The organism is Lichenicola sp. GTC18331, from assembly GCF_055386855.1.
On record NZ_AP045015.1, the window covers coordinates 423,783 to 450,000 of the forward strand.

Annotated in this window: 22 protein-coding genes, 1 tRNA gene, 2 rRNA genes and 1 pseudogene (1 of these 26 running past the window's edge); 17 read left to right on the forward strand and 9 right to left on the reverse strand. The window is 65.1% G+C overall.

Annotated features, from left to right (window positions below):
* Positions 1–113 precede the first annotated feature (113 nt).
* A complete protein-coding gene (locus tag ACZ5BM_RS01965; RefSeq protein ID WP_498909666.1) occupies positions 114–1,001 on the reverse strand; it encodes a Rossmann-fold NAD(P)-binding domain-containing protein in 888 nt (295 codons plus the stop codon).
* Positions 1,002–1,050: 49 nt separating this feature from the next.
* Positions 1,051–1,578, reverse strand: coding sequence for a TetR/AcrR family transcriptional regulator (locus tag ACZ5BM_RS01970; protein ID WP_498909667.1), 528 nt, complete (start codon positions 1,576–1,578; stop codon positions 1,051–1,053).
* A gap of 577 nt (positions 1,579–2,155) precedes the next feature.
* Between ACZ5BM_RS01970 and ACZ5BM_RS01975 the strand changes: the two are divergent.
* Positions 2,156–2,338 (forward strand): annotated as a pseudogene (locus ACZ5BM_RS01975) (transposase); the annotation flags it as partial.
* A gap of 62 nt (positions 2,339–2,400) precedes the next feature.
* Here the strand turns inward: ACZ5BM_RS01975 and ACZ5BM_RS01980 are convergent.
* Both ACZ5BM_RS01980 and ACZ5BM_RS01985 read right to left on the reverse strand, forming a co-directional pair.
* Positions 2,401–2,871 (reverse strand): hypothetical protein, encoded by a 471-nt coding sequence (locus ACZ5BM_RS01980; RefSeq protein ID WP_498909668.1) that lies wholly within the window; start codon positions 2,869–2,871, stop codon positions 2,401–2,403.
* Positions 2,868–4,181 carry a lipopolysaccharide biosynthesis protein gene (locus ACZ5BM_RS01985; protein ID WP_498909669.1) on the reverse strand — a complete coding sequence of 438 codons (1,314 nt, stop codon included), beginning with the start codon at positions 4,179–4,181 and terminating at the stop codon, positions 2,868–2,870. Before ACZ5BM_RS01985 ends, ACZ5BM_RS01980 begins: the two co-directional genes overlap by 4 nt.
* A gap of 1 nt (position 4,182) precedes the next feature.
* Between ACZ5BM_RS01985 and ACZ5BM_RS01990 the strand changes: the two genes are divergently transcribed.
* The 4 genes from ACZ5BM_RS01990 to ACZ5BM_RS02005 are packed head-to-tail and all read left to right on the forward strand — an operon-like array spanning position 4,183 to position 8,910.
* Positions 4,183–5,346 carry a CDP-glycerol glycerophosphotransferase family protein gene (locus ACZ5BM_RS01990; protein WP_498909670.1) on the forward strand — a complete coding sequence of 388 codons (1,164 nt, stop codon included), beginning with the start codon at positions 4,183–4,185 and terminating at the stop codon, positions 5,344–5,346.
* Positions 5,343–6,251 carry a glucosamine inositolphosphorylceramide transferase family protein gene (locus ACZ5BM_RS01995; RefSeq protein ID WP_498909671.1) on the forward strand — a complete coding sequence of 303 codons (909 nt, stop codon included), beginning with the start codon at positions 5,343–5,345 and terminating at the stop codon, positions 6,249–6,251. Before ACZ5BM_RS01990 ends, ACZ5BM_RS01995 begins: the two co-directional genes overlap by 4 nt.
* Positions 6,248–7,390: a CDP-glycerol glycerophosphotransferase family protein gene (locus ACZ5BM_RS02000; RefSeq protein WP_498909672.1), complete on the forward strand. Its 1,143-nt coding sequence runs from the start codon at positions 6,248–6,250 to the stop codon at positions 7,388–7,390. Before ACZ5BM_RS01995 ends, ACZ5BM_RS02000 begins: the two co-directional genes overlap by 4 nt.
* On the forward strand, positions 7,387–8,910 hold the full coding sequence (locus tag ACZ5BM_RS02005) for a hypothetical protein (RefSeq protein ID WP_498909673.1): 1,524 nt from the start codon (positions 7,387–7,389) through the stop codon (positions 8,908–8,910). The genes ACZ5BM_RS02000 and ACZ5BM_RS02005 overlap by 4 nt, the downstream gene beginning before the upstream one ends.
* Positions 8,911–9,083: 173 nt before the next feature.
* Here the strand turns inward: ACZ5BM_RS02005 and ACZ5BM_RS02010 are convergent, their stop codons facing one another.
* Positions 9,084–9,773: a DUF1223 domain-containing protein gene (locus ACZ5BM_RS02010; protein ID WP_498909674.1), complete on the reverse strand. Its 690-nt coding sequence runs from the start codon at positions 9,771–9,773 to the stop codon at positions 9,084–9,086.
* 374 nt (positions 9,774–10,147) lie between these two features.
* On the opposite strand from ACZ5BM_RS02010, the gene msrB reads away from it, so the two are divergent.
* Together msrB and ACZ5BM_RS02020 are read left to right on the forward strand one after the other, a co-directional pair.
* Positions 10,148–10,942: a peptide-methionine (R)-S-oxide reductase MsrB gene (msrB, locus tag ACZ5BM_RS02015; protein ID WP_498909675.1), complete on the forward strand. Its 795-nt coding sequence runs from the start codon at positions 10,148–10,150 to the stop codon at positions 10,940–10,942.
* A gap of 135 nt (positions 10,943–11,077) precedes the next feature.
* Entirely contained in the window at positions 11,078–12,316 is a 1,239-nt protein-coding gene (locus ACZ5BM_RS02020; protein ID WP_498909676.1) for a lactonase family protein, read from the forward strand.
* Between the two features lie 455 nt (positions 12,317–12,771).
* Here ACZ5BM_RS02020 and ACZ5BM_RS02025 read toward each other — a convergent pair whose 3' ends face one another.
* The gene (locus ACZ5BM_RS02025; RefSeq protein ID WP_498909677.1) at positions 12,772–13,500 is read right to left on the reverse strand and encodes a FadR/GntR family transcriptional regulator; all 729 of its coding nucleotides are present in this window, start codon (positions 13,498–13,500) and stop codon (positions 12,772–12,774) included.
* Between the two features lie 131 nt (positions 13,501–13,631).
* Here ACZ5BM_RS02025 and ACZ5BM_RS02030 point away from each other — a divergent pair, with 131 nt between their 5' ends.
* The 10 genes from ACZ5BM_RS02030 to eda all read left to right on the forward strand — a co-directional run bounded on the left by ACZ5BM_RS02030 (position 13,632) and on the right by eda (position 24,394).
* A complete protein-coding gene (locus ACZ5BM_RS02030; RefSeq protein WP_498909678.1) occupies positions 13,632–15,221 on the forward strand; it encodes a sugar ABC transporter ATP-binding protein in 1,590 nt (529 codons plus the stop codon).
* Positions 15,222–15,331: 110 nt separating this feature from the next.
* Positions 15,332–16,294: an ABC transporter permease gene (locus tag ACZ5BM_RS02035; protein WP_498909679.1), complete on the forward strand. Its 963-nt coding sequence runs from the start codon at positions 15,332–15,334 to the stop codon at positions 16,292–16,294.
* 52 nt (positions 16,295–16,346) lie between these two features.
* Entirely contained in the window at positions 16,347–17,312 is a 966-nt protein-coding gene (locus ACZ5BM_RS02040; protein ID WP_498909680.1) for an ABC transporter substrate-binding protein, read from the forward strand.
* A gap of 84 nt (positions 17,313–17,396) precedes the next feature.
* Entirely contained in the window at positions 17,397–18,365 is a 969-nt protein-coding gene (locus tag ACZ5BM_RS02045) for an aldo/keto reductase (RefSeq protein ID WP_498909681.1), read from the forward strand.
* The gene (locus tag ACZ5BM_RS02050; protein WP_498909682.1) at positions 18,362–19,219 is read left to right on the forward strand and encodes an amidohydrolase family protein; all 858 of its coding nucleotides are present in this window, start codon (positions 18,362–18,364) and stop codon (positions 19,217–19,219) included. The genes ACZ5BM_RS02045 and ACZ5BM_RS02050 overlap by 4 nt, the downstream gene beginning before the upstream one ends.
* Positions 19,216–20,232, forward strand: a complete 1,017-nt coding sequence (locus ACZ5BM_RS02055) for a zinc-binding alcohol dehydrogenase family protein (protein WP_498909683.1) — start codon at positions 19,216–19,218, stop codon at positions 20,230–20,232. The genes ACZ5BM_RS02050 and ACZ5BM_RS02055 overlap by 4 nt, the downstream gene beginning before the upstream one ends.
* The gene (locus tag ACZ5BM_RS02060) at positions 20,229–21,359 is read left to right on the forward strand and encodes a mannitol dehydrogenase family protein (RefSeq protein WP_498909684.1); all 1,131 of its coding nucleotides are present in this window, start codon (positions 20,229–20,231) and stop codon (positions 21,357–21,359) included. The genes ACZ5BM_RS02055 and ACZ5BM_RS02060 overlap by 4 nt, the downstream gene beginning before the upstream one ends.
* Positions 21,352–22,899, forward strand: a complete 1,548-nt coding sequence (locus ACZ5BM_RS02065; RefSeq protein WP_498909685.1) for a UxaA family hydrolase — start codon at positions 21,352–21,354, stop codon at positions 22,897–22,899. Before ACZ5BM_RS02060 ends, ACZ5BM_RS02065 begins: the two co-directional genes overlap by 8 nt.
* Positions 22,896–23,852 (forward strand): sugar kinase, encoded by a 957-nt coding sequence (locus ACZ5BM_RS02070; RefSeq protein ID WP_498909686.1) that lies wholly within the window; start codon positions 22,896–22,898, stop codon positions 23,850–23,852. The genes ACZ5BM_RS02065 and ACZ5BM_RS02070 overlap by 4 nt, the downstream gene beginning before the upstream one ends.
* Complete coding sequence (gene eda, locus ACZ5BM_RS02075) at positions 23,849–24,394, forward strand: beta/alpha barrel domain-containing protein (RefSeq protein WP_498909687.1); 546 nt, start codon at positions 23,849–23,851, stop codon at positions 24,392–24,394. Before ACZ5BM_RS02070 ends, eda begins: the two co-directional genes overlap by 4 nt.
* Before the next feature lie 232 nt (positions 24,395–24,626).
* Here the strand turns inward: eda and ACZ5BM_RS02080 are convergent.
* The 3 genes from ACZ5BM_RS02080 to ACZ5BM_RS02090 all read right to left on the reverse strand — a co-directional run.
* A tRNA-Met gene (locus tag ACZ5BM_RS02080) sits at positions 24,627–24,703 on the reverse strand.
* Between the two features lie 32 nt (positions 24,704–24,735).
* Positions 24,736–24,851 (reverse strand): 5S ribosomal RNA (rrf, locus tag ACZ5BM_RS02085).
* Between the two features lie 124 nt (positions 24,852–24,975).
* A 23S ribosomal RNA gene (locus ACZ5BM_RS02090) occupies positions 24,976–26,218 on the reverse strand; it runs 1,501 nt beyond the window's last position.

Genomic DNA, 26,218 nt, shown 5'->3' on the forward strand with positions numbered 1-26,218 from the left:
CGCCTTCGCGAACGCGACTCCGAGACCGCTCGAGGCGCCCGTCACGAGGGCCCAGCGAGGCTTGGCATGCGCATGATCTGCAGGACCCGTGTGCGTGACTTTCATCGCAGCGCTCAAGCCGCTGCGGAACGCACCGACTTCGGCATGTAGCGACGAAGAACGGACGCCAGAATGCGATCGACGGTGCGGTCCGGAAGCATCCGCATGAAGCCGATCATCGAAGCCTCGCGCCCGACGCCATAGCGGGTCCGAGGCTTACGGGCTGTTATCGCCTTGGCGACGACGTCTGCGGCGGCATCGGCAGACAAGCCGTTCGCGTCTGCTTCGGCGGCCTGTGAGACGACGGCGTGTACCAAGTCGCCATAGCGCGCCTGCTGCTCGGGCGTCATCGTCGACGCCACCTTGTTCGCGGTCGCAATCGCTCTCCCTGAGATCTTCGTCTTGATCGCGCCAGGCTCGACCACGACGACTTCGACGCCGAGCGGCACCATCTCGCGTCGTAGGGAGTCGCTCAGCGCTTCGAGGGCGAACTTCGCCCCGCCGTAGGGACCATAGGTCGCCATCGCGATCGTTCCGCCAACGGAGCTGATGTTGATGATCCGCCCCTTGGTGCGAATCAAAGGCGGCAGGAGTTTCTGAATGACGGCGATGTGCCCGAAATAGTTGACGTCGAAGAGGCGCCGCCACGCATCGAGAGGAAACACCTCTACGGGCGCGTTTGCGCCGATGCCGGCATTGTTGACGAGCGCTCGGAGCGCCCTGCCTTCCGGATCGCGAACGACCCGGTCCGCCAACGCTTGAACGTGGTCTGCTTCCGTGATGTCGAGGATGATCGGTTCGATACCGGGTCCGCGAATCGCGTCAGCGTCCTCATCACGGCGCACGCCGGCAAGCACGTGGAAGCCGAGACTAGCCATCTTCCGCGCGCTCGCGGCTCCGATGCCGCTCGACGCTCCGGTGACCACAACCAGTTCACCCACGCCCGATACCGATGCATTCATGACTTCACCCAATGATGTTTGTCTGATCGCTCTTTTATTGAACACGGTTCTAGCTTATTGCCCGCCAAAGCGCCTCGAACCCAGCAACGATGCATCGATCACTCTGGTCGGGTTGTTGTCGAACGTAATCGATCGTCGCGTCGACGAAGCTGAGCACCAGTGCCGCGACGAACATCAAAGGCACGTCTCGCATCGAGCCCTTCTTCCGACTTCGATCAAGCAGCCGCTCGATATCGGCGTAGGGCTCGCTAGCGATGCGACGGCTTTCAGCCGTCACATCGTCGGACACGCCGAGATGTGAAAGCGCGCGGCGCTCCTGCTGGTGCGTCAGCGCCCACCTGACCCAGCCGTTCCAGACCCGTTCGAGTTGCGCACGCTCGGTCGCCGTCGCGTGAGCATCGACGTTTGTGATCTCGGCCATCTGCCGCTTCAACTCGATATAGAGTTGGTTGTGGAGATCGGCCTTCGTCTCGAAGTATGTGAATAAGGCACCGTTCGAGACGCCAGCCTCTTTGGCGATCGCCGCCGTTGGCGCACTGAGACCTTGAGCGGCGATCACCCGGATCGCCGCCTCCAAGATCGCATTCCGCTTTTCGTCGCTTCTGGGCCTCGCCATCACTCGTCCTCGCGCCAAGCCTATTGGAGAGCGACTGCTCCGTCAATCATAATGTATCGTGCTTCGCTTTCCACCAGCTCGGGTTCGACCTTGATGCCCGCTGGCCTTCGTCAAGATTGGCGACAGCGTTGCGAAGCGCCCGCCGCGTTCCCCTGGACACTGGCAGGGGTGTGGGACGTGATGCTGGCGGCACTAAACGATAGCGGTGCGGGCCAGGACAGCCTGCAGATGATCGATTCAACCATCGTGCGCGCCCACCAGCACGCCGCCGGCGCTCAAAAAAAAGCGTCAGGCCCTTAAGACGAAGGTCTTGGGCGCTCTCGAGGTGGCCTCCCGACCAAGGTCCATCTGAGGACCAACGGTCTGGGCTTGCCCGTCGCCGTTGTGCTGACCGGCGGCGAGGTCGGCGACATCAAAGGCTACGCACCGGTATGGCCGAGCCCAACGTCCTGCTCGCGGACAAGGGCTACGACGCCAACGCCATCCTAGCCGATCTCGACGCGAGGGGCGTCGCTGCCGTCATCCCGAACAAGCGCAAAAACCAACGCCCCATCGACGCCACCTCTACGCGCTCAGAAACCTCGTCGAACGCTGCTTCTCGAAGCTCAAGCACAGCCGCCGACTGGCAGCCCGATACGACAAAACCGCCAACAGCTTCCTCGGCTTCATCCTCGTCGCCTCAACCCGCCTGTGGATCAGGCACTTCGTCAACAGAACCTAGTATAAAGCTAAACGGACGAAAGTTCTTTGGTTCTTTCTTTCAAGAAAGAACACCTTCTTATCTCAGTCACCGTCCACAGCAGTCGCGCTCACGCGCGTCGCGGTGATCCGGGCCGTGCACACCCCGCCCGGCACCGGCTCGCCGGTATCGTGCCGCCGATGATGCGGCGGCGTCGCCTCCTGCGCGATGAGCTGGCCACCGACGATACGACCGGCGACCGTGCGGGTGCCGTCCGTGCTGGCCATGCTGAATCGGCCGGCGGTGTCCAGGCTGCCGCCGAGGGCGCGTCGCTGCTTGTGCGTGCGCAGGCGGATGGTGCTGCCGGACACGTCGAAGCCGATCGCGTCGGGCAGACCGCATTCGGGACCGGCCATGTCCGGCACGCGCTGCCCCTGATAAATGCCGTCGAGCGAGCCGGGCACCACCGCGACCAGCGGCGCCGACGCGGGTGCGACCGGCGCCGGAGCGTCGGCTTGTGCGGCGCATCCGGCCAGAAGCAGCACGGGCAGCAGGCGAAACGTTGCACGGTTCATGGCACCAGCTCCGGCGAGGATGATCGGGCGGAATGGGCACGCACGCAGCGCCGCGCCGCCAGTCCGAACAGAACGAAACCGACCGCCGAGGCGATCACCGTCGCCGTCGCGGCACCGATCCCGCCGAAACGGGGCAGCAGCACCGCCAGCGCCGCCAGCAGAACGAGTCCGGACACGGCGCGCAGAACCAGCGTGCGTGTCGCCTGCCCCATCGCCATCAGCACCGGCTCGAACGCCACCCCGGCGAGGTCGATCGCCGCCGCGATGGCCAACAGCCGCAGCAGCGGGAACGCATCGAGATGGGCCGCGCCGCCCAGCAGCAGCAAACCGTAGCGCCCGAACAGGAGCACCAGCGCGAGACCGCCCGCCGCCGCGATCGCCAGACGCGACACCCGGCGCAGCAGAAGATGTGGATCGGCCGCGCCGCCGGGCGAACCGGACGCACTGCTCCGCGCGGCCTCGGCGAAGATCGCCCGGGCCGCCATGTCGGACACGCGCACGATCGCCTGGCTGAGCTGCGACGCGAGACGGTAATTGCCGGCCACGACCGGGCCGGACAGCAGCCCAACCAGAAGAACGGCAACCTGACGCGCCCCGGCCTCCAGGGTCAGCGCCATATTGGTGGTCCAGGTGAAGCGCCAGAGGTCGGGGTTCTCGCGCGGCGCCCGCACCAGATCATCCCGCCGCGGCAGCCGCACCAGCGCGCCCCCGGTGCGCCGCGCCGCGATCCAGTACGCCATGGCCGTGGCGATCTCGGCCACGCCCCAGGCCAGCAGGAAGCCGAACACGCTCGGTCCGGCCGCCACCGCCGCGAGCGCGCCCACGAAGCGCATGATCGGCGTGGTCGCATCCGCCACGGCGCCCAGACGGAACCGGTCCAGCAGACGCAGCACGCCCACCGCCGTGGACCGGACCGACAACAGCATGGTGGCGCAGAACAGCAGCGCCATCCGGGACAGCTCCGGCGACCATCCCAGGCGAGGCCCCATCAGGGTCACGCCGACCCAGGCCAGGACGCAGCCGGCGACGGCGGCGGCGATGTCGATGGAGACGCAGAACGCGATCAGCCGCGACAACGGCCCCTCGCCGCCCGCGCCGAGGCGCTGCGCCCCGAACCGCACCACGATCTGCCAGGACTGGAAGCCGACGAAAGCGGCGATCGCCTGCGCCGTGCCGAGCACGAGGGTGAACTGGCCGAACTGTTCCGGCCCCAGCCGTCGGGCCGCCAGCGCCAGGTAGACCAGGCTGAGCACGGCGCCGACGCCCTTGCCGGCCAGAAGCCAGCCCAGATTGCGCAGGATCGGCGCCACCGTGCCGCTTGTTCCGTGGGGAGCCAATTCTTTCTACATACGGGCGGAGATGAACATCGCCTTTCTTTATATCGCCGAGGCTTACCAGTGCTACCACGGGGCGGCGATCGCTCTGGCGCTGGCGTCGCGCCCGGGCGTTCGGGTGCGCAGCTTCCACAACGATCCCGAAACGCCTTCGGTGCTGGAGCGGATCGGGCGGGCCTACGGGGTTGAGGGCGGCGCGTCCGAGCGGCTTCGCGTCCGTCCGGCGACGCGGGCGTTGCAGCGCATCCGGCGTCTCGGCATGCAGAAGACGCTCTGCATGTTCGACAACCGCGCCCTTCTGAACAACTTCGACGCCATCGTGGCGGTGGAGGATACGGTGGCGCTGGCCCGTCGCGTCGGCATCACCCGGCCGAAGCTGATCTATTATCCGCACGGCTACGGCGACCGCGCGCGCGGCTTCGCGGGCCCGGTGCGACGCTTCGACCATGTGCTTCTGTCCGGGCCGCGCATCGCCGAGCGGATGCTGGCGGAGCGGCTGGTGCGGCCGGACAATCATTCCGTGGTCGGGCCGGTGAAGCTGGAAACCGGCGAGCGGCTGGGCGCGCATGCAAAACTGTCATTGGGCGGCGGGCGTCCGGTGGTGCTCTACAACGCGCACAAGGCGCCGGGCCTGAGCTCCTGGGACCGGTTCATCGAGCCGATGCTGGCGGCGTTCGCGTCGCAGGACCGGTTCGCGCTCGTGGTGGCGCCGCACATCAAGATGTTCCGCCGTCGTTCGGCGGAAACGCGCGCGGCCTGGACGGCGCGCGGCGACGGCAACATCCTGGTGGATGTGGGGTCGGAGAGGCTGCTGGACATGAGCTACACGAGTGCCGCCGACATCTATGTCGGCGATGTCAGCAGCCAGGTGTACGAGTTCCTGGTGCGGCCCCGCCCCTGCGTGTTCCTGAACCCGTCCCGCATCGCGTGGCGGGACGATCCGAGCTTCGCGCACTGGCATCTGGGCGAGGTGGTGGAAGAGCCGGACGCGCTGATGCCGGCGATCGCGCGTGCGCAGGCGCGCCATGGCGAATTCCGCGATCGGCAGATCGCCCAGGCCGCCGCCTCGCTGGGCACGCTCGACCCCAGCCCGTCGGTTCGGGCGGCCGACGCGATCCTGGCCGCACTGGGCCGGGCATGAGCCTGTTGCGTCCGATGGATCTGTGGCGTTGCGCGATCGTGCGGCAGGATCAGGCGTCGATCTTGCGCGACGGCATCGATCCCGGCCGCACGATCTGGCTGCCGGAGGAGCCGCACGGACGCTTTCTCGCCGATCCGTTCGGTTTGTGGCGCGACGGCGCGCTCTCCGTGTTCGCCGAAGCGTTCGATTATCGCGAGCGCATCGGCCGGATCGAGATGCTGCGCTACGATTCCGCATTCCGGCTCCAGGACCGACGCGTCGTGCTGCGCGAGCCGTGGCATCTGTCCTACCCCGTGGCGTTCGAAGCGGACGGCGAGATCTGGATGCTTCCGGAAGCCTTCTCCAGTGACACGCTGACCCTGTATCGCGCCCGTCGCTTTCCCGACGATTGGGAGCCCGTCTGCACCATTCCGCTCGACGGCGCCGCGATCGACGCGACACCCTGGTTCCAGGATGGGATGTGGTGGCTGTTCTACACCCCGTCGCGACAGAAGAGCGCGCGCCGCTCGCATCTGCATCTGGCCTCCGCGCCCGCATTGACCGGCCCGTGGCGCCTGCATCCGGCCAACCCCGTGCTGGTGGATCTCGGGGGCGCACGGCCGGGTGGATCCGTATTCCTGCGCGACGGCGTTCCCGTGCTGCCGGTGCAGGATTGCCGCGGGACGTATGGCCGCGCCATTCGCGGTCTGGAGATCACAAGGCTGGATAGGAGCGGTTTCGTCGCGCACCACACTGAAACGCTCGAGGCACCGGGCTGGATGGCGCCGTGCACGGACGGGCTGCACACGCTGTCCGCTGCGGGGCCGGTGTCGCTGATTGACGTCAAACGGATGGATGCGTCCTTGCACGGAAAGTGGTCGCGCCTGGATGGCGTGATTCGACAAAGGTTGCGTGCGGGCCAATGAGGATCGGTTTCCTCTACAATCACGACGCGACGCATCAGGTACCGCATACGGTTCCGATCGCCGCTTCACTCGCCCGTCGCGGCGAGGCGGTGGAGATCCTCTGCTCGACTCCAGAACAACGCGCGGTGGCCGAACGCCTGCTTCCGGATCCGTCGGCGGTGCGCTTCACCATGCTCGACGTCGGACCGCTGGCGAACGGGCTCGATCGTGTGCTGCGCCATGTGGTGCCGTTTCGGCGTCTGGCGATCCTGCGCGAGAATGTCGGCAGTTTCGCGAAGCTGGATGCGCTCGTGGTGCCGGAAATCACCTCCACGAGGCTGCGTGACCGGCCTGAACTGTCCGGGATGAAGCTGATCTATGTGCCGCATGGCGCCGGCGACGGCGCGGCCGGCTTCCTGCCTGCCACGCGCCGGTTCGATCTGGTGCTGCTGTCAGGCGAGAAGGTGCGTGACAGGATGCTTGAAGCGCGACTGGTCACAAAGGAGAACTCCGCGATCGTCGGCTATCCGAAATTCGATCTGTTGGACGCACCGGCGCCACGTCTGTTCGACAATGACAAGCCGACGGTGCTGTACAATCCGCATTTCAACCCGCATCTCTCGTCCTGGTATCGGTTCGGCCAGGACGTCCTGCGCTGGTTCGCGTCGCAGGAGCACTTCAATCTGGTGTTCGCACCGCATGTGATGCTGTTCAAGCGAACGGTGCAGATTTCCCCGATCCATAAGCGCGCCGCATGGCGTCCGGGCATCCCACGCGAAGCGATGGGACGGCCGAACATTCTGCTCGATACGGGCAGCGACCGGTCGATCGACATGAGCTATGTCCGTGGCGCCGACATCTATCTCGGCGACGTTTCCAGCCAGATCTACGAATGGATTCGAAAGCCGCGCCCAGCAATCTTCTTCGATACGCATCGCCCGGACGCGAGCCGCGCGGCGGACTACGCGCACTGGGCGCTGGGCCGCGTGCTGCGGGACCCGTCCGAACTGCCGGCAGCACTCGAGCAGGCCATGGCCGCGCCGCACGACATGGACGCCGCGCAGAACGACGCCGTCCGGCACACATTCTCGACGGAAGCGACCGGCGCGGGCGATCGTGCAGCGGATGCGATCCTGCGTTTCCTGAAAGCAAGCCCGTGAACGATCGGCATCGCGACAAGATGGCGTTCGATGCGGTGCTGATTGCAGGCGCGTTGTTGCTGCTGGTTCTTCTGGCAGGACCGGTCCTGACGATCCCGCTGCATATTCCGATCAACTACAACGAAGGCTGGAACGCGGGTTTCGATACGCGCGCGGTGTTTGCGAACAAGGGGCCACTTTATCCAGGCCCGGACACGTTCGTTTTCAACAACTACCCGCCGCTCGGTTTTCTGCTGGTGGGTGCGGCGGGACGTTTCCTGTTCGGTGGAGAGATGATCCTGGCGGGGCGGGTGATCGCGCTGCTGAGCCTGCTGTGGAGCGCCGTGATGCTCGCGACCTGCATTCGGAGACTGGGCGGCGACGCGCGCGCGGCCTGGGCCGGTGCGCTTCTGCTGCTGCTGATCACAGCGACGTTCTTTCACGGCTACGTGGCGATGGACGACCCGCAATGGCTGGCGCATGCGACCATGCTGACAGGGCTCGCCGTGTTGCTCGGCGCGGATCTGAAGCGGGAGCGGCTGCAGACGGGACGGATCGTTCTGGCCTGCCTGCTCGTGCTTGCTGGGGGATTCATCAAGCACAATCTGGTCGCGCTGCCGATCGCGACGACGCTGTGGCTGTGCTGGCGGCGGCCGCGCGCGGGGCTAGTCTGGATCGGCACGGCGATCACGGGACTGCTGCTTGGCGCCGCAGCGATCGATTGGGTTTACGGGCCGAACGCTTTTACCGACATTCTCCACCACAAACGCATCTTCCGCGTTCACCTGCTGACCCACGCGATCAACCGCTTGGCGCCGTTGCTTCCGGCCTTGCTTCTGATGGCGCTGTTGCTCAGACGCCGGACCGCCGGGCCAGGCGTGATTCTCGCCGCGCTGTTCGTGGTGATCGCGCTTGTGACGGGCACGCTGCAACGCATGGGCGAAGGCGTCTACTACAACGCGCATTTCGAGGCGATGATCGCCGCCTGTTTCGGCGCAGGGCTGGTGCTGGGCGCCTGGAAGAAAGCGGCGCAGACGCGTTTCTCGCCTGCACTCGTCATGATGTTCGCAATGTCTCCCGTGATCGGCGCGGTGCCATGGCATCTGCCGATCGCGTGGCACGCCGTGCGGGACCGCCATGCCGAACAACGCGCCTGGGCCCCGGTGATTGCCGCACTCGCCGCCGCGAAGGGCGATGTCGGCTGCCATTATCTGTCCCTGTGCTACTGGGCGGGAAAGCCGTTCGAGGTTGATCTTTTCAACCTGACCCAGAGCGTGCTGGCGGGCGGTCCGATCGATCGCTTCCACGCCCTGGTCGACGAACGCGCGCTGTCCTTGTTCGAAGATCAGCCGGATTCGTTTCTGCACCAGGATGCGACGCGCAAGCTCGGATACGATCCCATCATGGACAGTTTCCGGCGGACTTACGCAGTGGTGGCACACGGACCGGATGGCATCGTACTGCTGGCACCCACCAGAGCGCCGTCTGAAGAGCAGTCCGCAGCAAGCCGGAAAACAGTTGCGTTCCACGATCCACCGTAGGCTCGCGGTCGTCCATCCGATGTTGACCATGCTGCACTGGGAAAAGCGGTTGCAGGCGGTACATCTGCGCCTCGAACAACATCGGCAACTTCGGCATCTGGATCCTCCAGAGGCCGTCGAATGACATTAGACATATGCCATGAAGCCTGGACCGGAACACTCAGGTCTGGGCATCAACTGCCGGAGCCGATACGCCGGGAAGCAGCCACGATCGGGCCGCCGGCACCTGCCTGCACAAGGACCGCGTCCCGGAGCGCCGCGTTGGCGGGTGCGGGCAGAACGAAGCGGCGGCTCTCGCCCGGAGACCACGATCCTAGCACGTCGAACTCGCGCACAACGTTTCGGTGCGGAAGCGTCCTGCCGCCGTTCTCGCCTCTCTGGATCGGCACGTCGATCACGCGCGGGTCGTAGCGCACCAACAGCACGCGCAGAGGTGTCCCGGCGTCAAGCGTCCCACCCGATACCGTGACCGCGCCGGGCTCGAAGGCGATCGAGGGACCGCCATTGCCGCGATCCTGTCTGGCGACCACGGCAGCAAGCTCTGCGGGGTCGCTGCCGACCAGGTCGGCGCGCCCGTTCACCACCACCTCTGGCGTGAACACGTTGCTCCGTCTCCACGCTGCCGCATACGCGCGCTGCCGTGCTGTGAAGCGCGGATCGCCGAACGTGTCCTTCCAGCCGAGGTCGTCCCAGTACGTGACCTGCCAGGACAGCATCAGCAGGTCTGGCCTGTCGGCCGTCAGGGCCATGACCGCCGCGTTGGCTGGCGGACAGGATGAACAGCCCTGGCTCTGGAACAGCTCCACGACAGTGGGATGGGCGGCATCCGCGGCCCGTGCATCGAGCGGGTCCATGAGAAGCATGGAGATCGCTGCGACGAATGCCGATGATGCAGATCGAAGGAATGCCATGTCCATGACCTCAGAGGCGGCGCTCCGAACCGTGAGACGAGCGAACCTCGTCCGGAGCCGTTGCACGGGTGTCGTATGCTGGGTGATGCGATCGATTGAAGACGAAGCAGGCAAGCTGCCGTAGGTCCGCCAGAGGCAAGCCTCCCCGTTCCGTTCATTCGCGATCGGAGGTTGCGGGATCGGTCGGAGTGCGCCACCCGGCGGACGAGTTCTGCGGCTGATCAGGCGACAAGGCATCCTTCGACGTTGGAAGATCTGATGCCTTCACGCTGTCTCTCGCGAAATGTGGCAACCACACAGGCAGGGGAGCGGGAACCGATGGCGACATGGCGTTCTCCAGAGAAAGCGACCGTCTGGATTTCGGCGTCAGGCACCCCCCGGTTACACCCGATGACCGTTTTTTCTTGTCATGCGACGCATGGATGGCTCTGACCATTCGCCTGGCGCGACATAGTCCGTTTTCCGCAACGCTCGCCGGCATGCCGCTCGTGCGGACGAATGTCGGCGTTCGACCAGGACGGCTGCCGGAGTGGCGAAAACATCTTTCAACCCAGACTGTAACCGATCGGTCTTTGGTCCCGAAAAGCGTCTTCGGACACACCGAGCCGTCCGAACGGAGCACGCCCATGCCGAACCACACCAGACGCACCTTCGCCGCCGCAAGCGGCGCCGCGCTGATCGCCTGCCTGTTCATCCGCAATGGACATGCGGACGCCGGAACCGCGCCGGAATCCTTTCCGTTTCGGCGCAGCGACGCCGAATGGCGCAAGATGCTGTCGCCGGCGGCCTACGACGTGCTGCGGAACCAGGGGACAGAGATGCCCTGGAGCTCTCCGCTCCTGCACGTGTCGACGCCGGGTCGTTTCACCTGCGCCGGCTGCGCGCAGAAGCTGTTCGACACCGCCACCAAGTTCGACAGCGGAACGGGTTGGCCGTCCTTCTGGGCGCCGTTGCCGCATGCGGTGCTGACAAGCGCTGACGAGAGTCTACTGATGTCGCGCACCGAGGTGCACTGCGCGAACTGCGGAGGCCATCTCGGCCACGTCTTCGACGACGGGCCTCGGCCGACCGGTCTCCGCTACTGCATGAACGGCGTCGCCATGAATTTCATCAGAGCCTGAGGAAGACCGCTGCGATGCAGCGCGGGTTTCGACCGGGCGGCGCATCTGAGCCACCACTCCGACGCGAAAATCGTCGATGGCTGTAACCTTCTCGCCAGATCGAACGAACGTGTTGTCAGTCTAGGAGGACAACACATGACCCTTTCCAGATTACGGTTCCTATTTTCCTTCCGGTCAGCCCTTACGGCGGCTACTGCGATCGGTTTGACCGCCGGTTCAGCGGTCGCCGACGACGCGGCGCTGCCGATCACGCGACACGTGGTCTATGTCACGTCGAACAACCCGCAGGCGAACAGAAACGGCGTCTTTGCCTACGGCATCGCCGCCGACGGCAGCCTGAGCCAGATCAAGGGCTCGCCGTTCGCGACAGGCGGCACTGGCTTCGTCGACCCTTCCTTCTCGCTGGGTCCGTTCGACAACGACCAGCAACTGGTGCTCAGCCGGAACCAGGACACCTTGTTCACGGTCAATCCGGGCTCGAACACCCTGACGGCGTTTCATGTTTCGCCGAATGGCAGCCTGTCCAACCTGCTGGGCTGGCCGACACCTTCCGGCGGCAGCACGCCGATCTCGATCGGCCGGGTCGGCCATCGCCTGATCGTCCTGAACAGCAGCGAGGATCCTGCGCAGGCGAAGACCGCTGGTGCACCGAACGCGCAGACCATCGACGTGCTGCCGGGCGGTTTCCCGCTACGGCAACCGTTCGACGCCGTGGAACTCCCGGCAGGATCGGATCCCACCCAGGTTCTGTCCACCGATACCGGCCGTTTCCTGTTCGGCACCGGCTTCCCGGCCGGCGGCAGCATCGCCGCGTTCGAGCGCAACGCGAATGGATCGATCTCCTTCACGGACGACGTGCAGCCGCCGGTTGTCGACGGAACCCAGGCACTGGCGCTCGGACTTTGGGCGCACCCGACCCAGCCCTATCTTTATGCCGGACTGGTCAACGTCAACCGTGTCGGCGTCTACCGTTGGAACCGTGCCGGCAAGCTGAGCCTCGTCACCACCGTTGCCGATACCGGAGCGGGCCTCTGCTGGCTGCGGGTGTCGCCGGACGGGAGGTGGCTGTTCACATCCAACACCGGAGACGATTCGGTTTCGGTGTTCAGCCTTGTCGATCCCGCGAAACCCGTCGAGGTGTCGCGCGCCGTCGATGCCGGTGCCGGCGGCTATTTCCAGATCGGTCTGTCGCCGGACCAGCGCCACCTGTATGCGCTGGAGGAGGAGGCCTCCACCGCCTCCGAGGGCAAGAGCAATAAGATCCACGTATTCGACTTCGATCCCGACACCGGACGGCTCACCGCCCAACCGGCGAAGACGGTCACGCTTCCGGTCGCCGCCGACACCCGGCCGTTTGGGCTGATCGTGCGCTGAACCGCCCTGTGCCGCCGCCGCGTCACCGTGGCGGCGGCATGGAGCAACGATGCGGCAGGATCTGCTTCCTCACCGCGTAACCGAACCATCGCCCGGCGAGCCGGATAAGCCCAGAAGGCGGAAAATTCCGTTGCGGAGCGTGAGGCGACGCATCGGAAACGCCTCAGTTTGCTGAAGCGGGACGCTGGCCTCGTACCACGCGACCAGCCGATCGCCAGAGTTAGTGCCCCCTTCGGCCCCGGAGACAGGGCTGCGAACTCCGGCGTGGATGCTGTCCAGCATCTCTTCGACGGCGGGACTATCGGTTGCCGCCAGATCCTGGAACACCAGATATCAGGCGTTCACTTCTGGGCAGACCGCGCGCTCTCGGCTCGAAGCAACCCCTCCCGAACGGCGAACGGACCTGTCGAGGCGATCATCGTCATCGGTCACGACCACGTGGCACGCTGGGATGGTCAGCTGCCAAGCCAGCGTTCCGTCGAACATTGGAGGTGGTGTCGCATCGCCGCCTGCGCGCGCAAAGGATCTCCGGCTTCCAGCCCGGCGACGATGGCTTCGTGCTCCGACAGCGCCGCGCTCCACGTCAGTCCGCTTTCGAACTCGCGGCTCAGCCGCACCAGAATCGCGCCCTTCCGCTCGTCGAACAGCGATCCGACCAGCCTGGACACGACACTGTTGCCAGACAACGACGCCAGCAACACGTGGAACTCCCGGTCCTGTTGCAGCGGCACCTGTCCCGCTTCGATGGTGTCGCGCATCGACCCGAGAAGCGTCTGCAGTGCATCGAGATCGGTCTTCGCCAGCCGCGCGCAGGCCAGCACGACCCCGCCGCCCTCCAGGATCATCCGGGTCTGCATGATCTCGCTCGGGCTGTCGCCGAGAACGGCGTCGACGCCCTCCGTGCCGGACCTCGGTGCCGTGACATAGATGCCCGATCCCATGCGGACCTCCACACTGCCGTCGATTTCCAGCGCGATGAGCGCTTCCCGCAGCGAAGGTCGGGACACGCCCAGCATCTGCGCAAGTTCGCGCTCACCCGGCAGACGTGAGCCGGGCTGGAATTGGCCAGACAGGATGACTGCACGGATCCTGTCCGCCACGATCTGATAAAGCCGCCTCGTCTCAATTGGCCTGATCAGTTCCGTCATTTTATCTCCATTCTCGCCGATATTCTGCCCGTCCACGTCTTTAAGACCGTGGCTGCGGTTGACTGGTCAGGCCAGGTGCTCCTAAATCGGATGATAAGCTGGTCAGACCAGCAAGCGCCATGGGTGATCGACACACCCACACAACGAGGCGTCACGGAGGAACGGCTGTGATCGAACAGGCCAGACACGTTGAACCGGTCGTTACCGCAGGCGCGCAGGCACCGCTCCTGCGTTTGACCGGCATCACCAAGCGTTTCCCCGGCGTGATCGCCCTGGCCTCGGTCGATTTCGAGGTGCGTCGCGGCGAGGTGCACGCCCTGTGCGGCGAAAACGGCGCCGGCAAGTCCACGCTGATGAAGATCGTCAGCGGCGTGCAACGGCCCGACGAAGGCTCGATCTTTTTGAAGAACGAGGAACGGCATTTCGCATCGACGCTGGAGGCCGAGGCGGCTGGCATCGCCATCATCCACCAGGAACTCAATCTGATCCCGCATCTCGACGTCGCCGAAAACATCTTTCTCGCCCGCGAGCCTCGACGCGGTCCTTTCGTCGACCGGCGCCGGATGGTGGCCGAGGCGCGCAGACTTCTCGATCGGCTTGGCGTGCAGATCGACCCGACGGCGCCCGTGCGCCGCTTGTCGGTCGCCCAGCAGCAGATGGTGGAGATCGCCAAGGCTCTTTCTCTCAACGCGGAAGTGCTGATCATGGACGAGCCCACCTCGTCTTTGACGGAAACGGAAACCGCGCTTCTGTTCAGGGTGATCCAGGATTTGCGCTGCGACGGCGTCGGCATCGTCTACATCTCGCACCGGCTGGACGAGATGGCCGAGATCGTCGATCGCGTCACGGTTTTGCGCGACGGCCGCACGGTCGGCACCGCCGATTTCGCCGAAACCAGCGTCGACGCCATCGTCGCGCTGATGGTCGGCCGCTCGCTGGACGAGAAATTCCCGCCGCCCACGCGCCGACCCAGCCTGGATGTGTTGTTCGAGGCAACGAGTCTGTGCCGGAAAAACACGTTCCACGACATCAGCTTCACCCTCCGACGGGGCGAGATTCTGGGCTTTGCCGGCCTGATCGGCGCCGGACGGACCGAGGTGGCGCGGGCCATCTTCGGCGCCGATCCGCTCGATTCCGGCAGTTTGCATTTCGAAGGGCGCACGCTCGCGATCGACAATCCTGCCGATGCCATCCGCAACGGCATCGCCTATCTGTCCGAGGACAGGAAGGCCCAGGGGCTGGCGATCAAGATGTCGGTCGCGACCAACATGACGCTGGCCAACACGGAGGCCGTATCTTCCCGCCTGGGCCTGCTGAACCATGCGCGCGAGGAAGAGGTCGCACACCGATACATCGACCTGCTCGGCATCCGTACGCCGCATGCCGCGCAGCAGGTCCGGCTGTTGTCGGGCGGCAACCAGCAGAAGATCATCATCGGCAAGTGGTTGTTCCGCGGCTCACGTCTGATGTTCTTCGACGAGCCGACGCGCGGCATCGATGTCGGCGCGCGGTTCGCGATCTATCGCATCATGGACGAGCTCGCGGCCCAGGGCGTGGGCGTTGTCCTCATCAGCTCCGACCTCCCCGAGATTCTGGGCATGTCGGATCGCGTGGCCGTTTTCCATGGCGGACGCATCGCCACGGTTCTGGAAACAGCTCGCACCAGCCAGGAAGAAATCATGCACTACGCTTCGGGACGCCCAAGCGCGTCGGCGGCGTCCTCGCATCAGCGATCCGAGCACGGGGCTTCGGCATGAACGGCATCCTTTCGACACGCCTCGGACAGGAGGAGCGTGATGCGAGCGACGTGAGTTCTCCTTCGGACTCCCCGGCGCCACGGCTCGCTTCCACGGAGCGCAGGCGGGAGATGATCCAGAAATTCGCCGCCTTCGGCGGATTGATGATCCTGGTGATCGCGTTCTCGCTGACCAGTCGCTCGTTCATGTCGGTGGACAACGCCCTCACGGTTTCCCTGCAGGTCACGTCGATCGGGATTCTCGGCGTCGGCATGACGTGCGTGATCATTACCGGCGGCATCGATCTCTCCGTGGGCTCCATCCTGGCGCTGAGCGGCGTGATCGCCGCACTGGCGGTTCAGGGGGGCATGCCGGTCTGGCTCGGCATGCTGCTCGGCATTTTTGCAGGCGCGTTCTGCGGTGTGCTCAACGGGCTGGTCGTGACGAGGCTGCGTCTGCCTCCCTTCATCGCCACGCTGGGCATGATGATGGTCGCCCGCGGCCTCGCTTTGCAGATCACCGGCGCCCGGGCCGTGTCCGGTCTCGGCCAGGGCTTCGGGGTGCTGGGCAACGGGTCGCTGTTCCGGGTCGAGAGCATCGGTTCCGACGGGTTCCCGACGGTGTCGTTCCCCGGCATTCCGTATCCCGTGGTGATCATGGTCGTGCTGATGATCCTGGTGTCGCTGATGCTGACGCGCACCGTGCTCGGCCGCCACATCTACGCCGTCGGTTCGAACGCCGAAGCCGCGCGCCTGTCCGGGGTGAACGTGCGCCGCATCACGCTCTTCACCTATGTGCTTTCGGGGACGCTGGCCGGCCTGACCGGCTGCATCCTCATGTCGCGCCTGGTAACGGGACAGCCCAACGAAGGCATCGCCTACGAGCTCGATGCGGTCGCCGGCGCGGTGATCGGCGGCACGTCGCTGATGGGCGGCATCGGCACCATCTCGGGCACGGCGATCGGCTCCTTCATCATCGGAATCCTGCGCAACGGACTGAACATGAATGGCGTGTCGTCCTTCACGCAGCAGATCATCATCGGCCTCGTGATCCTGTTCACCGTCTGGATCGATCAGCTTCGCAACCGCCGTTGACCACGACGATCCGGAACAAACCGGACCGCATCCCGGGAACGAGGAAACATCCATGAAGAATACGACGAGAACGTGGAAGAGACTCCTACTCGGCGCGACCGCCGCGGCCGGTCTCGCGGCAGCCTCCACGCCCGGTTTGGCGGCGGACAAGGAGATCGCCGTGATCGTCAAGACCACGGACTCGAACTACTGGCAGAACGTGCAGAAAGGCGTGCAGTCCGCCCTGACCGGCGTCAGCGGCTATCGGATGACGTTCCAGGGCCCTGCCTCCGAATCCGCCGTCGCCGACGAAGTCAACATGGTGCAGAACGCCGTGAACCGTCACGTGGCGGGCATCGTGCTGGCCCCGTCCGATCCCGATGCGCTGATTCCGCCCGTGAAGGCCGCATGGGAAGCGCATATCCCGGTGATCATCATCGACTCGCCGCTCGGCGCGGGCGGTGCGCGCTACTACCAGTCCCTGCTGACCACCGATAACCGCAAGGCGGGCGCACTCTGCGCGCAGGCGCTCATCGACAAGGCCGGACAAACCGGCGAAGTGGCGGTGATGTCCTATGTCGCCGGCGTCGGGTCCGAGATCGGACGCGTGGGTGGTTTCCTCGACTATCTGAAGTCCCACTCCAAGATGACCGTGGTGGGCCCGTACTACTCGCAGTCCCAGATGGCGACGGCGCTGAACCAGACCACCGACGTCCTCACCGCACACCCGCATCTGGTCGGCCTGTTCGGCGCGAACGAGCCGACGGCGATCGGCATGGCCCGTGCGCTGAAGCAGTCCGGACGGACGGGCATCGTCGCCGTCGGCTTCGACGGCAACGAGGATCTTCAGAACTTCATCAAAGACGGAACGCTGCAGGCGATCGCCGTACAGGGTTCCTACCAGATGGGCGAACGCGGCCTGAAGACGGTGCTGCAGGTTCTGGATCACCAGAAGGTGCCGAAGCAGATCGATACCGGCGTGGTGCTGGTCACCAAGGCCAATATCGATTCTCCCGAAGCCAAGAACGTTCTGTACTGAGCCGCCCTCCCCCGCCGTCATGAAAAGGCAGTCCCGAGTATGAACGTATCGGATCGGCGAATACTCCCGCGCGGCGGGGTCAGCGTGAGCCTGCTGGGCCTCGGCTGCGCGCAGATGGGCGGACTATATCGCGAGGTTCCGCTCTCGGACTGCGAGGATCTGTTCTCAACCGCCTGGAACGCGGGGGTGCGCTACTTCGATACTGCACCCTATTACGGATACACGCGTTCCGAGCGCCGCCTCGGCGTTCTGGCCGAAGGGCGAGACGGAGACGGCTTCGTTCTCAGTACGAAAGTCGGGCGGCTGATGCTGCCCGACGCGTCGGTCGGGGAGATCGAAGGCGAATGGGTACGGCCGCTGCCGTTCCGGCCGACCTACGACTACACCCATGACGGGATTCTACGTTCCTTCGAGGCCAGCCAGCAGCGGCTTGGCATGCTGCGTGCCGATATCGTCTATGTTCACGATATCGGCCGCCTGACGCACGGCGAACGGCATGACCACTATTGGGAGCAACTGACGAACGGCGGCGGTTTCGCGGCGCTGGACAGGCTTCGTTCCGAGGGACAGATCGGTGCGATCGGGCTCGGGGTCAACGAGGCGGACGTGGTCGCCGACACGCTGGAGCGTTTCGATCTCGACGCGACCATGCTGGCCGGCCGGTATACGCTTCTTGAACAAAACAGTCTCGATCTTCTGGATCTGTGCGCGCGTCGCGGTGTCGCCATCGTTGCGGCCGGCGTCTTCAACTCCGGCATTCTGGCCGGAAATGCCAAATTCAATTACGGCGACGCGCCTGACGAGATCGTTCAGCGCACCGGACGGCTTCGCCAACTATGCGACGCCTTCGACGTGCCGCTTTCGGCTGCCGCGATCCAGTTCCCGCTGCATCATCCCGCAGTGGCGTCCTGCGTGGTCGGCGCACGCTCCGCGCAGCAGTTCCGCAAAAGCATCGACTGGATGAATGTCGCGATCCCTGATGCGTTCTGGCAGGAGCTGAAGCGAAGCGCGTTGCTGCACGAAGCGGCTCCGGTTCCGGGCGCGGTGCGATGAGCCTGGCACGCATCGATGCGCATCAGCATTTCTGGCGTCTCGATGCGAGGCGCGGAAGCTGGCCGCCGGCGTCGCTGGCGGCCATCCATCGCGACTTTTCGCCCGACGATCTGCGGCCGGCACTCGCCGCCGCCTCCATAGCCGGCACCGTGGCGGTGCAGTCCCTCCCCAGCCTGGACGATACCCGCTTCCTGCTCGATCTTGCCGAGCGCGAAACGATGATCCTGGGCGTGGTGGGCTGGGCGGATCTCAAGGCGCCGGATGCTGCCGTGACGATCGCGGCACTGGCTCGCCACCGGACGCTGCGCGGCCTGCGTCCGATGCTGCAGGATCTGCCGGAACGAGACTGGATCGACGATCCCGCCCTCGATCCGGCCATCGACGCCATGCGCGCGGCCTCGCTCGGTTTCGATGCCCTGGTGCGGCCCGAGCATCTGCCTGCGCTGTTGCGGTTCGCGCAACGCCATCCGGACCTGCCGATCGTGATCGATCACGGCGCCAAGCCGAACATCGCCGCGGGGCTTTCGGCCGGCTGGCGCGACGATCTGGCGCGCCTGGCCGAACGGCCGCAGGTCGAGATCAAGCTGTCCGGCCTGTTCACCGAAGCCGGTGCGGCAACCAACAAGGCTGAAGCCGTTGCGCCCTTCGTTGAAACGCTGCTCGCCCTGTTCGGTCCGGAACGGGTGATCTGGGGCAGCGACTGGCCGGTGCTTCTGCTCGCCGAGGATTACGCCGCCTGGGCGCGGTGCTGCGAGGCACTGGTGCCCGCCTCGGCGCATGAGGCGGTTTTCTCGGCCAATGCGCGACGTTTCTACCGGCTGCCTCCCGTGCAGCCTTCCGATCGGAGTCGATGATGCGTTCCGTTGTGTGCGAGCGGCCGGGCGTGCTGCGGCTGGAAGAACGGCAGCATCCGGGGCGCGCGCCCAACGAGGTGCTCGTGCAGATCAAACGTGTCGGCGTATGCGGCACGGACCTCCATATCTTCAGCGGCAATCAACCCTATCTCGCATATCCACGTGTCATGGGACACGAATTGTCCGGTGTGGTGGTCGAGGCTCCGACGGAAAGCGGGCTCGCTGCCGGAGACGTGGTGTTCGTGATTCCCTACGTCTCGTGCGGGCATTGCAATGCCTGCCGCGCCGGCAAGACCAATTGCTGCCGCAACATCCAGGTGCTGGGCGTGCATCGCGACGGCGGCATGCTGGATTATCTGTCCCTGCCCGGCTCGCTCGTGCGCAAGGCGGACGGCGTGACGCTCGATCAGGCGGCCATGGTGGAGTTCCTGGCCATCGGCGCCCATGCGGCGCGCAGGGCCGCGATCACGCCCGGCCAGACCGCGCTCGTGGTCGGCGCGGGCCCGATCGGACTAGCGACCGCCTTGTTCGCGGCGGAAGCCGGCGCACACGTGGTGATGCTCGACGGGCGCGAGGACCGGCTGGCTTTCGCACGCAGCCATCTTCCGGTCGCCGACACCGTGCTCCTGGGCGGCGACGACGAGGCCACGCTCTCCGCGCTGACCGACGGCGACTTCTTCGACATCGTGTTCGACGCGACCGGAAACCCGAAGGCCATGGAACGCGGTTTCGGATTTGTCGCGCATGGCGGACGCTACGTGCTGGTGTCGATCGTCGGTGCCACGCTGTCCTTTTCCGATCCCGAGTTCCACAAGCGCGAAATGACGCTTCTGGGTAGCCGGAATGCGACGCCGGAAGATTTCGACACGGTGGTGCGGGCGATACGCGCCGGGCGTGTGCCAACCGATGCTCTCGCCACGCACAGGCTTTCTCTGGACGAGGTGCCGCACCGTTTTCCCGAATTGCTCAATCCGGCAAGCGGCGTCGTCAAAGCGCTGGTCGAACTGTCATGAGGACACCGATCCTCCAGTTCGGCACCAGCCGCTTCCTGCAGGCCCATGCCGATCTGTTCATTTCCGAGGCCATGGAAACGGGCGCTGCGCTCGGCCCCGTGACGGTGGTGCAGACGACGGGCAATCCGAGCAGCGCGGCCCGCATCGCGGCGATGGCTGCCGGAAACGGCTATCCCGTACGTTTGCGCGGTTTGCGTGACGGCCAGCCGGTCGACGACACCGTTCGCGTGCGCTCGATCACGCGGGCGCTACAGGCCAACCGGGACTGGCCCTCCATCCGCCGGATCGCGGTCGAGCAAGCGGACGTCATTCTTTCCAACACAGGCGAGAGCGGTTTCGCGATCGCGGCGTCCGACCGAACGGCGCCGTTCGACACGGAACGCCCACCGGAGAGCTTTCCCGTCAAATTACTGGCGCTGCTGCGTGAGCGCTGGGAGAAACGGCCCGACGCGGCCTTGACGGTGATGCCGTGCGAATTGCTGTCGGGCAACGGAGCGGTTTTGCGGGGGCTGGTGTCCGAACTGGCCCGCGAACGTCGCGAGCCGGACGATCTGCTGGTCTACCTGGCCGAACACGTCGTCTGGGCCAACAGCCTCGTCGACCGGATCGTGTCCGAGCCGTTATCGCCCGTGGGCGCAGTGGCCGAACCCTATGCGCTTTGGGCGATCGAGCGGCAACCCAGGCTTGTTCTACCTTGCCGTCATCCAGCGATGATCCTCACGGAGGATCTGACACCGTTCGAACATCGCAAGCTGCATCTGCTGAATCTCGGACACACGATGCTGGCCGAGCACTGGCTGCGGCATGGCGCGCCGGCGGACCGAACCGTGCTGCAGGCGATGACGGACCCGCAAAGCCGGGCGGTTCTGGAGGAGACGTGGAAACACGAGATCCTGCCGGTGTTCGCGCTGCTTGGCGACGGTCCGGCGGCCGACGACTATGTCGAGACGGTGAGGGAGAGATTCCTGAATCCGTTTCTGGCGCACCATCTCTCGGACATCGCGCAAAACCACGACGAGAAGAAGCGACGCCGCCTCCGTCCGATGCGTGACGCCGCCGCGCGTCTGGCGCCCTGCATGGCGCAACCGAACCTGTGTGCTGCACTGGAAAGTTCATCCCATGTCTGACGATATCACGCCGCTTCAGGAAGCCGCATCCGCGCAGCGGACGATGATCCTCAACCCGGCCGACGACGTGGCGGTCGCGCTGGAGACCCTGGCGGCCGGCGAGCGCCTCGCCATCGGCGCGACAGACGTGACGCTGCGCGACGCGATCCCGAACGGTCACAAGATCGCCCTGCGCGCGATCGCGGCAGGACAGGCCGTGCGCAAGTTCGGTCAGGTGATCGGCTACGCCACGCAGCCGATCGTGCCCGGCGAGCACGTCCATGTGCAGAACCTCGACATGGGCTCCATGCATGCCACCGACGCGGCGGGCTGCGAATTCCGGCCGACCGTTCCGGCACCATCCCGGCATTTCCTCGGCATCCGGCGCCCGGACGGCCGGGTCGGCACACGCAACTATATCGGCGTGCTGTCGAGCGTGAACTGCTCGGCCACGGTCTGCCGGATGATCGCCGATGCGATGCGTGCGGAGGTGGACGCGTTCGACGGTATCGACGGCGTGGTGGCGATCACCCATCAAAGTGGTTGCGGCATGGATCGCGACGGCGAAGGCTTCGCGTTGCTCAGCCGCGTGATGACCGGCTACGCAAACCACCCTAATTTTGCCGGCATCCTCGTGGTCGGGCTCGGCTGCGAGGTGAATCAGGTAGCACCCTTCCTGCAGAACATCTCGACGCGCACGCCCGGATTGCTAGCCTCGATCACCATTCAGGAGGCAGGCGGCACCCGTGCTGCCGTGGCAGCAGGCGTGAACGCCGTTCGTGCCATGTTGCCCATCGCCGCCGCGATCGTGCGCGAGAAGGTATCACTCGAGCATCTGGTCGTTGGCCTGCAATGCGGTGGTTCGGACGCCTATTCCGGCATCACCGCCAACCCGGTCCTGGGCGCCGCAGTGGACCGGCTGGTCGCGCAGGGCGGCACCGCCATCCTGTCGGAAACACCCGAGATCTACGGCGCCGAACACCTGCTCACTGCCCGCGCGGCGAACGGCGAGGTGGCCGAGCGGCTGATGGCTCAGATACGCTGGTGGGAAAACTACACCGCCCAGCACGGCGGCAACATGAACAACAACCCGTCCCCCGGTAACAAGGCCGGTGGAATCACGACCATTCTCGAAAAGTCGCTCGGAGCGGTGGCGAAGGCCGGCACCACCGGGCTGATGAACGTTCATGGGTACGCGGACGCCGTGACGCGTCCCGGGCTGTGTTTCATGGACAGCCCCGGATACGATCCGGTTTCCGCCACGGGACAGGTGGCTGGGGGCGCCAATCTGATCTGCTTCACCACGGGACGCGGATCGACTTACGGCTGCAAGCCGACGCCATCGCTGAAGATCGCCACCAACACCAAGATGTTCCGACGCATGGAGTCGGATATGGATTTCGACGCTGGCCGCTTGCTGAACGGGGTCGGGATCGACGAACTCGCCGAGGATCTGCTGGATCTGATGATCGACACGGCCTCCGGGCTGCGCAGCCGCAGCGAGGAGAACGGTCTCGGCGACAACGAATTCGTCCCCTGGCAGCTCGGAACCGTGATGTGAGCATCGCCATGCCATCCAGCCGCCTCCCCCTTGTCTTCGTCGGCGAGTGCATGGCCGAGATCGCGCCGGCCGACGCCGACACGCATCGGCTCGGTTTTGCCGGCGACACGTTCAACGCTGCCTGGGCGAGCCGCCTGCTGATGGATACGCATCCCGTCCGCTACGTCACGGCGATCGGCACAGACTGGATCTCCGACGAGATGTTCGCCTTCATGCAGCAGAGCGGGCTCGATGTGTCGGCAGTGCGACGCGACCCGGTGCGCTCGATCGGTCTCTACGCGATACGGCTGACCGACGGCGAACGCAGCTTCGCCTATTGGCGACGGGATTCGGCCGCCACCACGCTCGCCGACGATCCAGACCATCTGGCCATGTCGGTCGCGGACGCCGCAATGGTGTTCTTTTCCGGCATCACCCTGGCCATCCTGCCCGAAGCCGGACGGCGGACCCTGTTCTCGGTATTGCGTCAGGCGCGAGCCGATGGCGCACGGATCGCGTTCGACCCCAACTACCGTGCGCGTCTCTGGCGCGATGCGGAGGAAGCACGGGACCTGTCGAGCGAAGCCGCCACCGTGTCCGACATCGTATTGCCGAGCTTTTCGGATGAAGCCGAGTTGTTCGGCGACACCTCGCCCGGTGCCACCGCGGACCGGTTCGCCGCCCTCGGCGTCGGCGAGATCGTGGTCAAGGACGGTTCCGGTCCGGCCCTCTGCGTGTTCGAGGGTTCGCGGCGCTGGGTGAACGCCGAACCGGTCACGACCGTCATCGACAGCACGGGCGCGGGGGATGCGTTCAACGGTGCCTATCTCGCCGCCCGTGTCCGAGGAGCGGGACCGTTCGACGCGACGCGTCTCGGCCACCGCACCGCGTCCGTGGCGATCCGGACACGCGGCGCGCTGATCCCCCGCGACATCGCCACCAAACTTGCGGCCCGGGAGGGCCATGCGGCATGAGCCAGGCCCTCGATCTCCTGCCCCCTCAGCCGACGGTGATCCCGGTGCTGACCATCGAGCGCGTCGAGGACGCTGTGCCTTTGGCACGCGCGCTCGTGCGAGGAGGACTCCGTGTTCTGGAGGTGACGCTCCGCACGAAGGCCGGCGCGGCAGCGGCGGCGGCGATCCGTCGGGAGGTACCCGACGCGATCGTCGCGCTCGGTACGATTCTGAGCGATCGGGACGTGGACGTCAGCCGTGCGCTCGGCATCGGGCTCGGTTTCAGCCCTGGCGCGACGCCTGCCCTGCTGAGTACCGCACGCGCGGCGGGGCTCGCCCTGATCCCTGGCGTGCAGACTGCCTCGGAATTGATGACGGCGATGGCGTTCGGTTTCTGCGCGGTAAAGTTTTTTCCCGCCGCCCCGGCCGGCGGTCCCGCCATGCTCAAAGCATTCGGCGGTCCGTTTCCGTCGGCAAGATTCTGCCCGACCGGCGGCATCTCGGAGGAAACGGCGTCGTCCTGGTTCAGCTTGCCGAACGTGTTCGCTCTGGGGGGGTCCTGAATCGCGACTGCCCGCGATATCGACGCCCACGGATGGACGGAGATTACGGCGAAAGCGGCGGCTGCACGGGCGATCGCAGAGAGACTGTAAGGTCGGGCCTTATCAAGCAGGGCCGGAACATGACGGCAGGCTTGCGCTTGAATCCTTCGACACGGGAGGACGCGCGGTCACGCATGAAAACCCCGGCCCTTATTTTGGGTCGGGGTGATGATGCGTTCTGCCTGGATTTGTTTGGTTGCGGGGACAGGATTTGAACCTGTGACCTTCAGGTTATGAGCCTGACGAGCTACCGGGCTGCTCCACCCCGCGGTGGTGGTGTGTGTGGTTGGGTGCTTTGGAAGACCTGGCGGCGACCGACTTTCCCGCGTCTTGAGACGCAGTATCATAGGCGCTGGGGGTTTTCACGGCCGAGTTCGGGATGGGATCGGGTGGATCATTCCCCGCCATGGCCACCAGGTCGTCCAAGGCACCGTTGGTGTGCGTTGGGCGTGTGGGGTTGGTGCGTTTTGGTGTGAGTGGTTTTGGAGTTGTGGTTGATTTCTATGCATGTGTTTGGTGTTTGCTTTTGAGGGCAAAGACCTGTGATTGAGCCTATTGGGCGATTAGGACCAGTTAGCTGAGTGCATTACTGCACGTATACATCTGGCCTATTGACGTGATGGTCTATCACGGCCCTCGGGGAGACCTGGTTTTGAGGTAAGTTTCTCGCTTAGATGCTTTCAGCGATTATCTTGTCCGCACGTAGCTACCCGGCTATGCCGCTGGCGCGACAACCGGTGCACCAGAGGTGCGTCCATCCCGGTCCTCTCGTACTAGGGACAGCTCCTCTCAAGTCTCCAACACCCACGGCAGATAGGGACCGAACTGTCTCACGACGTTCTAAACCCAGCTCACGTACCACTTTAATCGGCGAACAGCCGAACCCTTGGGACCTGCTCCAGCCCCAGGATGTGATGAGCCGACATCGAGGTGCCAAACCTCCCCGTCGATGTGGACTCTTGGGGGAGATCAGCCTGTTATCCCTAGAGTACCTTTTATCCGTTGAGCGATGGCCCTTCCACGCGGGACCACCGGATCACTATGGCCGACTTTCGTCTCTGCTCGAGCTGTCGCTCTCGCAGTCAGGCGGGCTTATGCCATTGCACTCAGCAGCCGATGTCCGACCGGCCTGAGCCCACCATCGCGCGCCTCCGTTACACTTTGGGAGGCGACCGCCCCAGTCAAACTGCCCACCATGCAGGGTCCCGGACCGGGCTAGACCGGTCGCGGTTAGACATCAGAAAAATTCAGGGTGGTATTTCAAGGATGGCTCCACCTGAGCTGGCGCCCCGGCTTCAAAGCCTCCCACCTATCCTACACAGCATTTTCCTGATGCCACTGCAAAGCTGCAGTAAAGGTTCATAGGGTCTTTCCGTCTGACCGCGGGTACCCCGCATCTTCACGGGGAATTCAATTTCGCTGAGCCGATGCTGGAGACAGCGGGGAAGTCGTTACGCCATTCGTGCAGGTCGGAACTTACCCGACAAGGAATTTCGCTACCTTAGGACCGTTATAGTTACGGCCGCCGTTTACCGGGGCTTCAATTCAGTGCTTGCACACCTCCTCTTAACCTTCCGGCACCGGGCAGGCGTCAGACCCTATACGTCGTCTCTCGACTTCGCAGAGCCCTGTGTTTTTACTAAACAGTCGCTACCCCCTGGTCTGTGCCACCCACACATGGTTGCCCACATATGGGTCTCGCTTATCCCGAAGTTACGCGAGCAATTTGCCTAGTTCCTTCAGCATCGTTCTCTCAAGCGCCTTGGTATACTCTACCAGTCCACC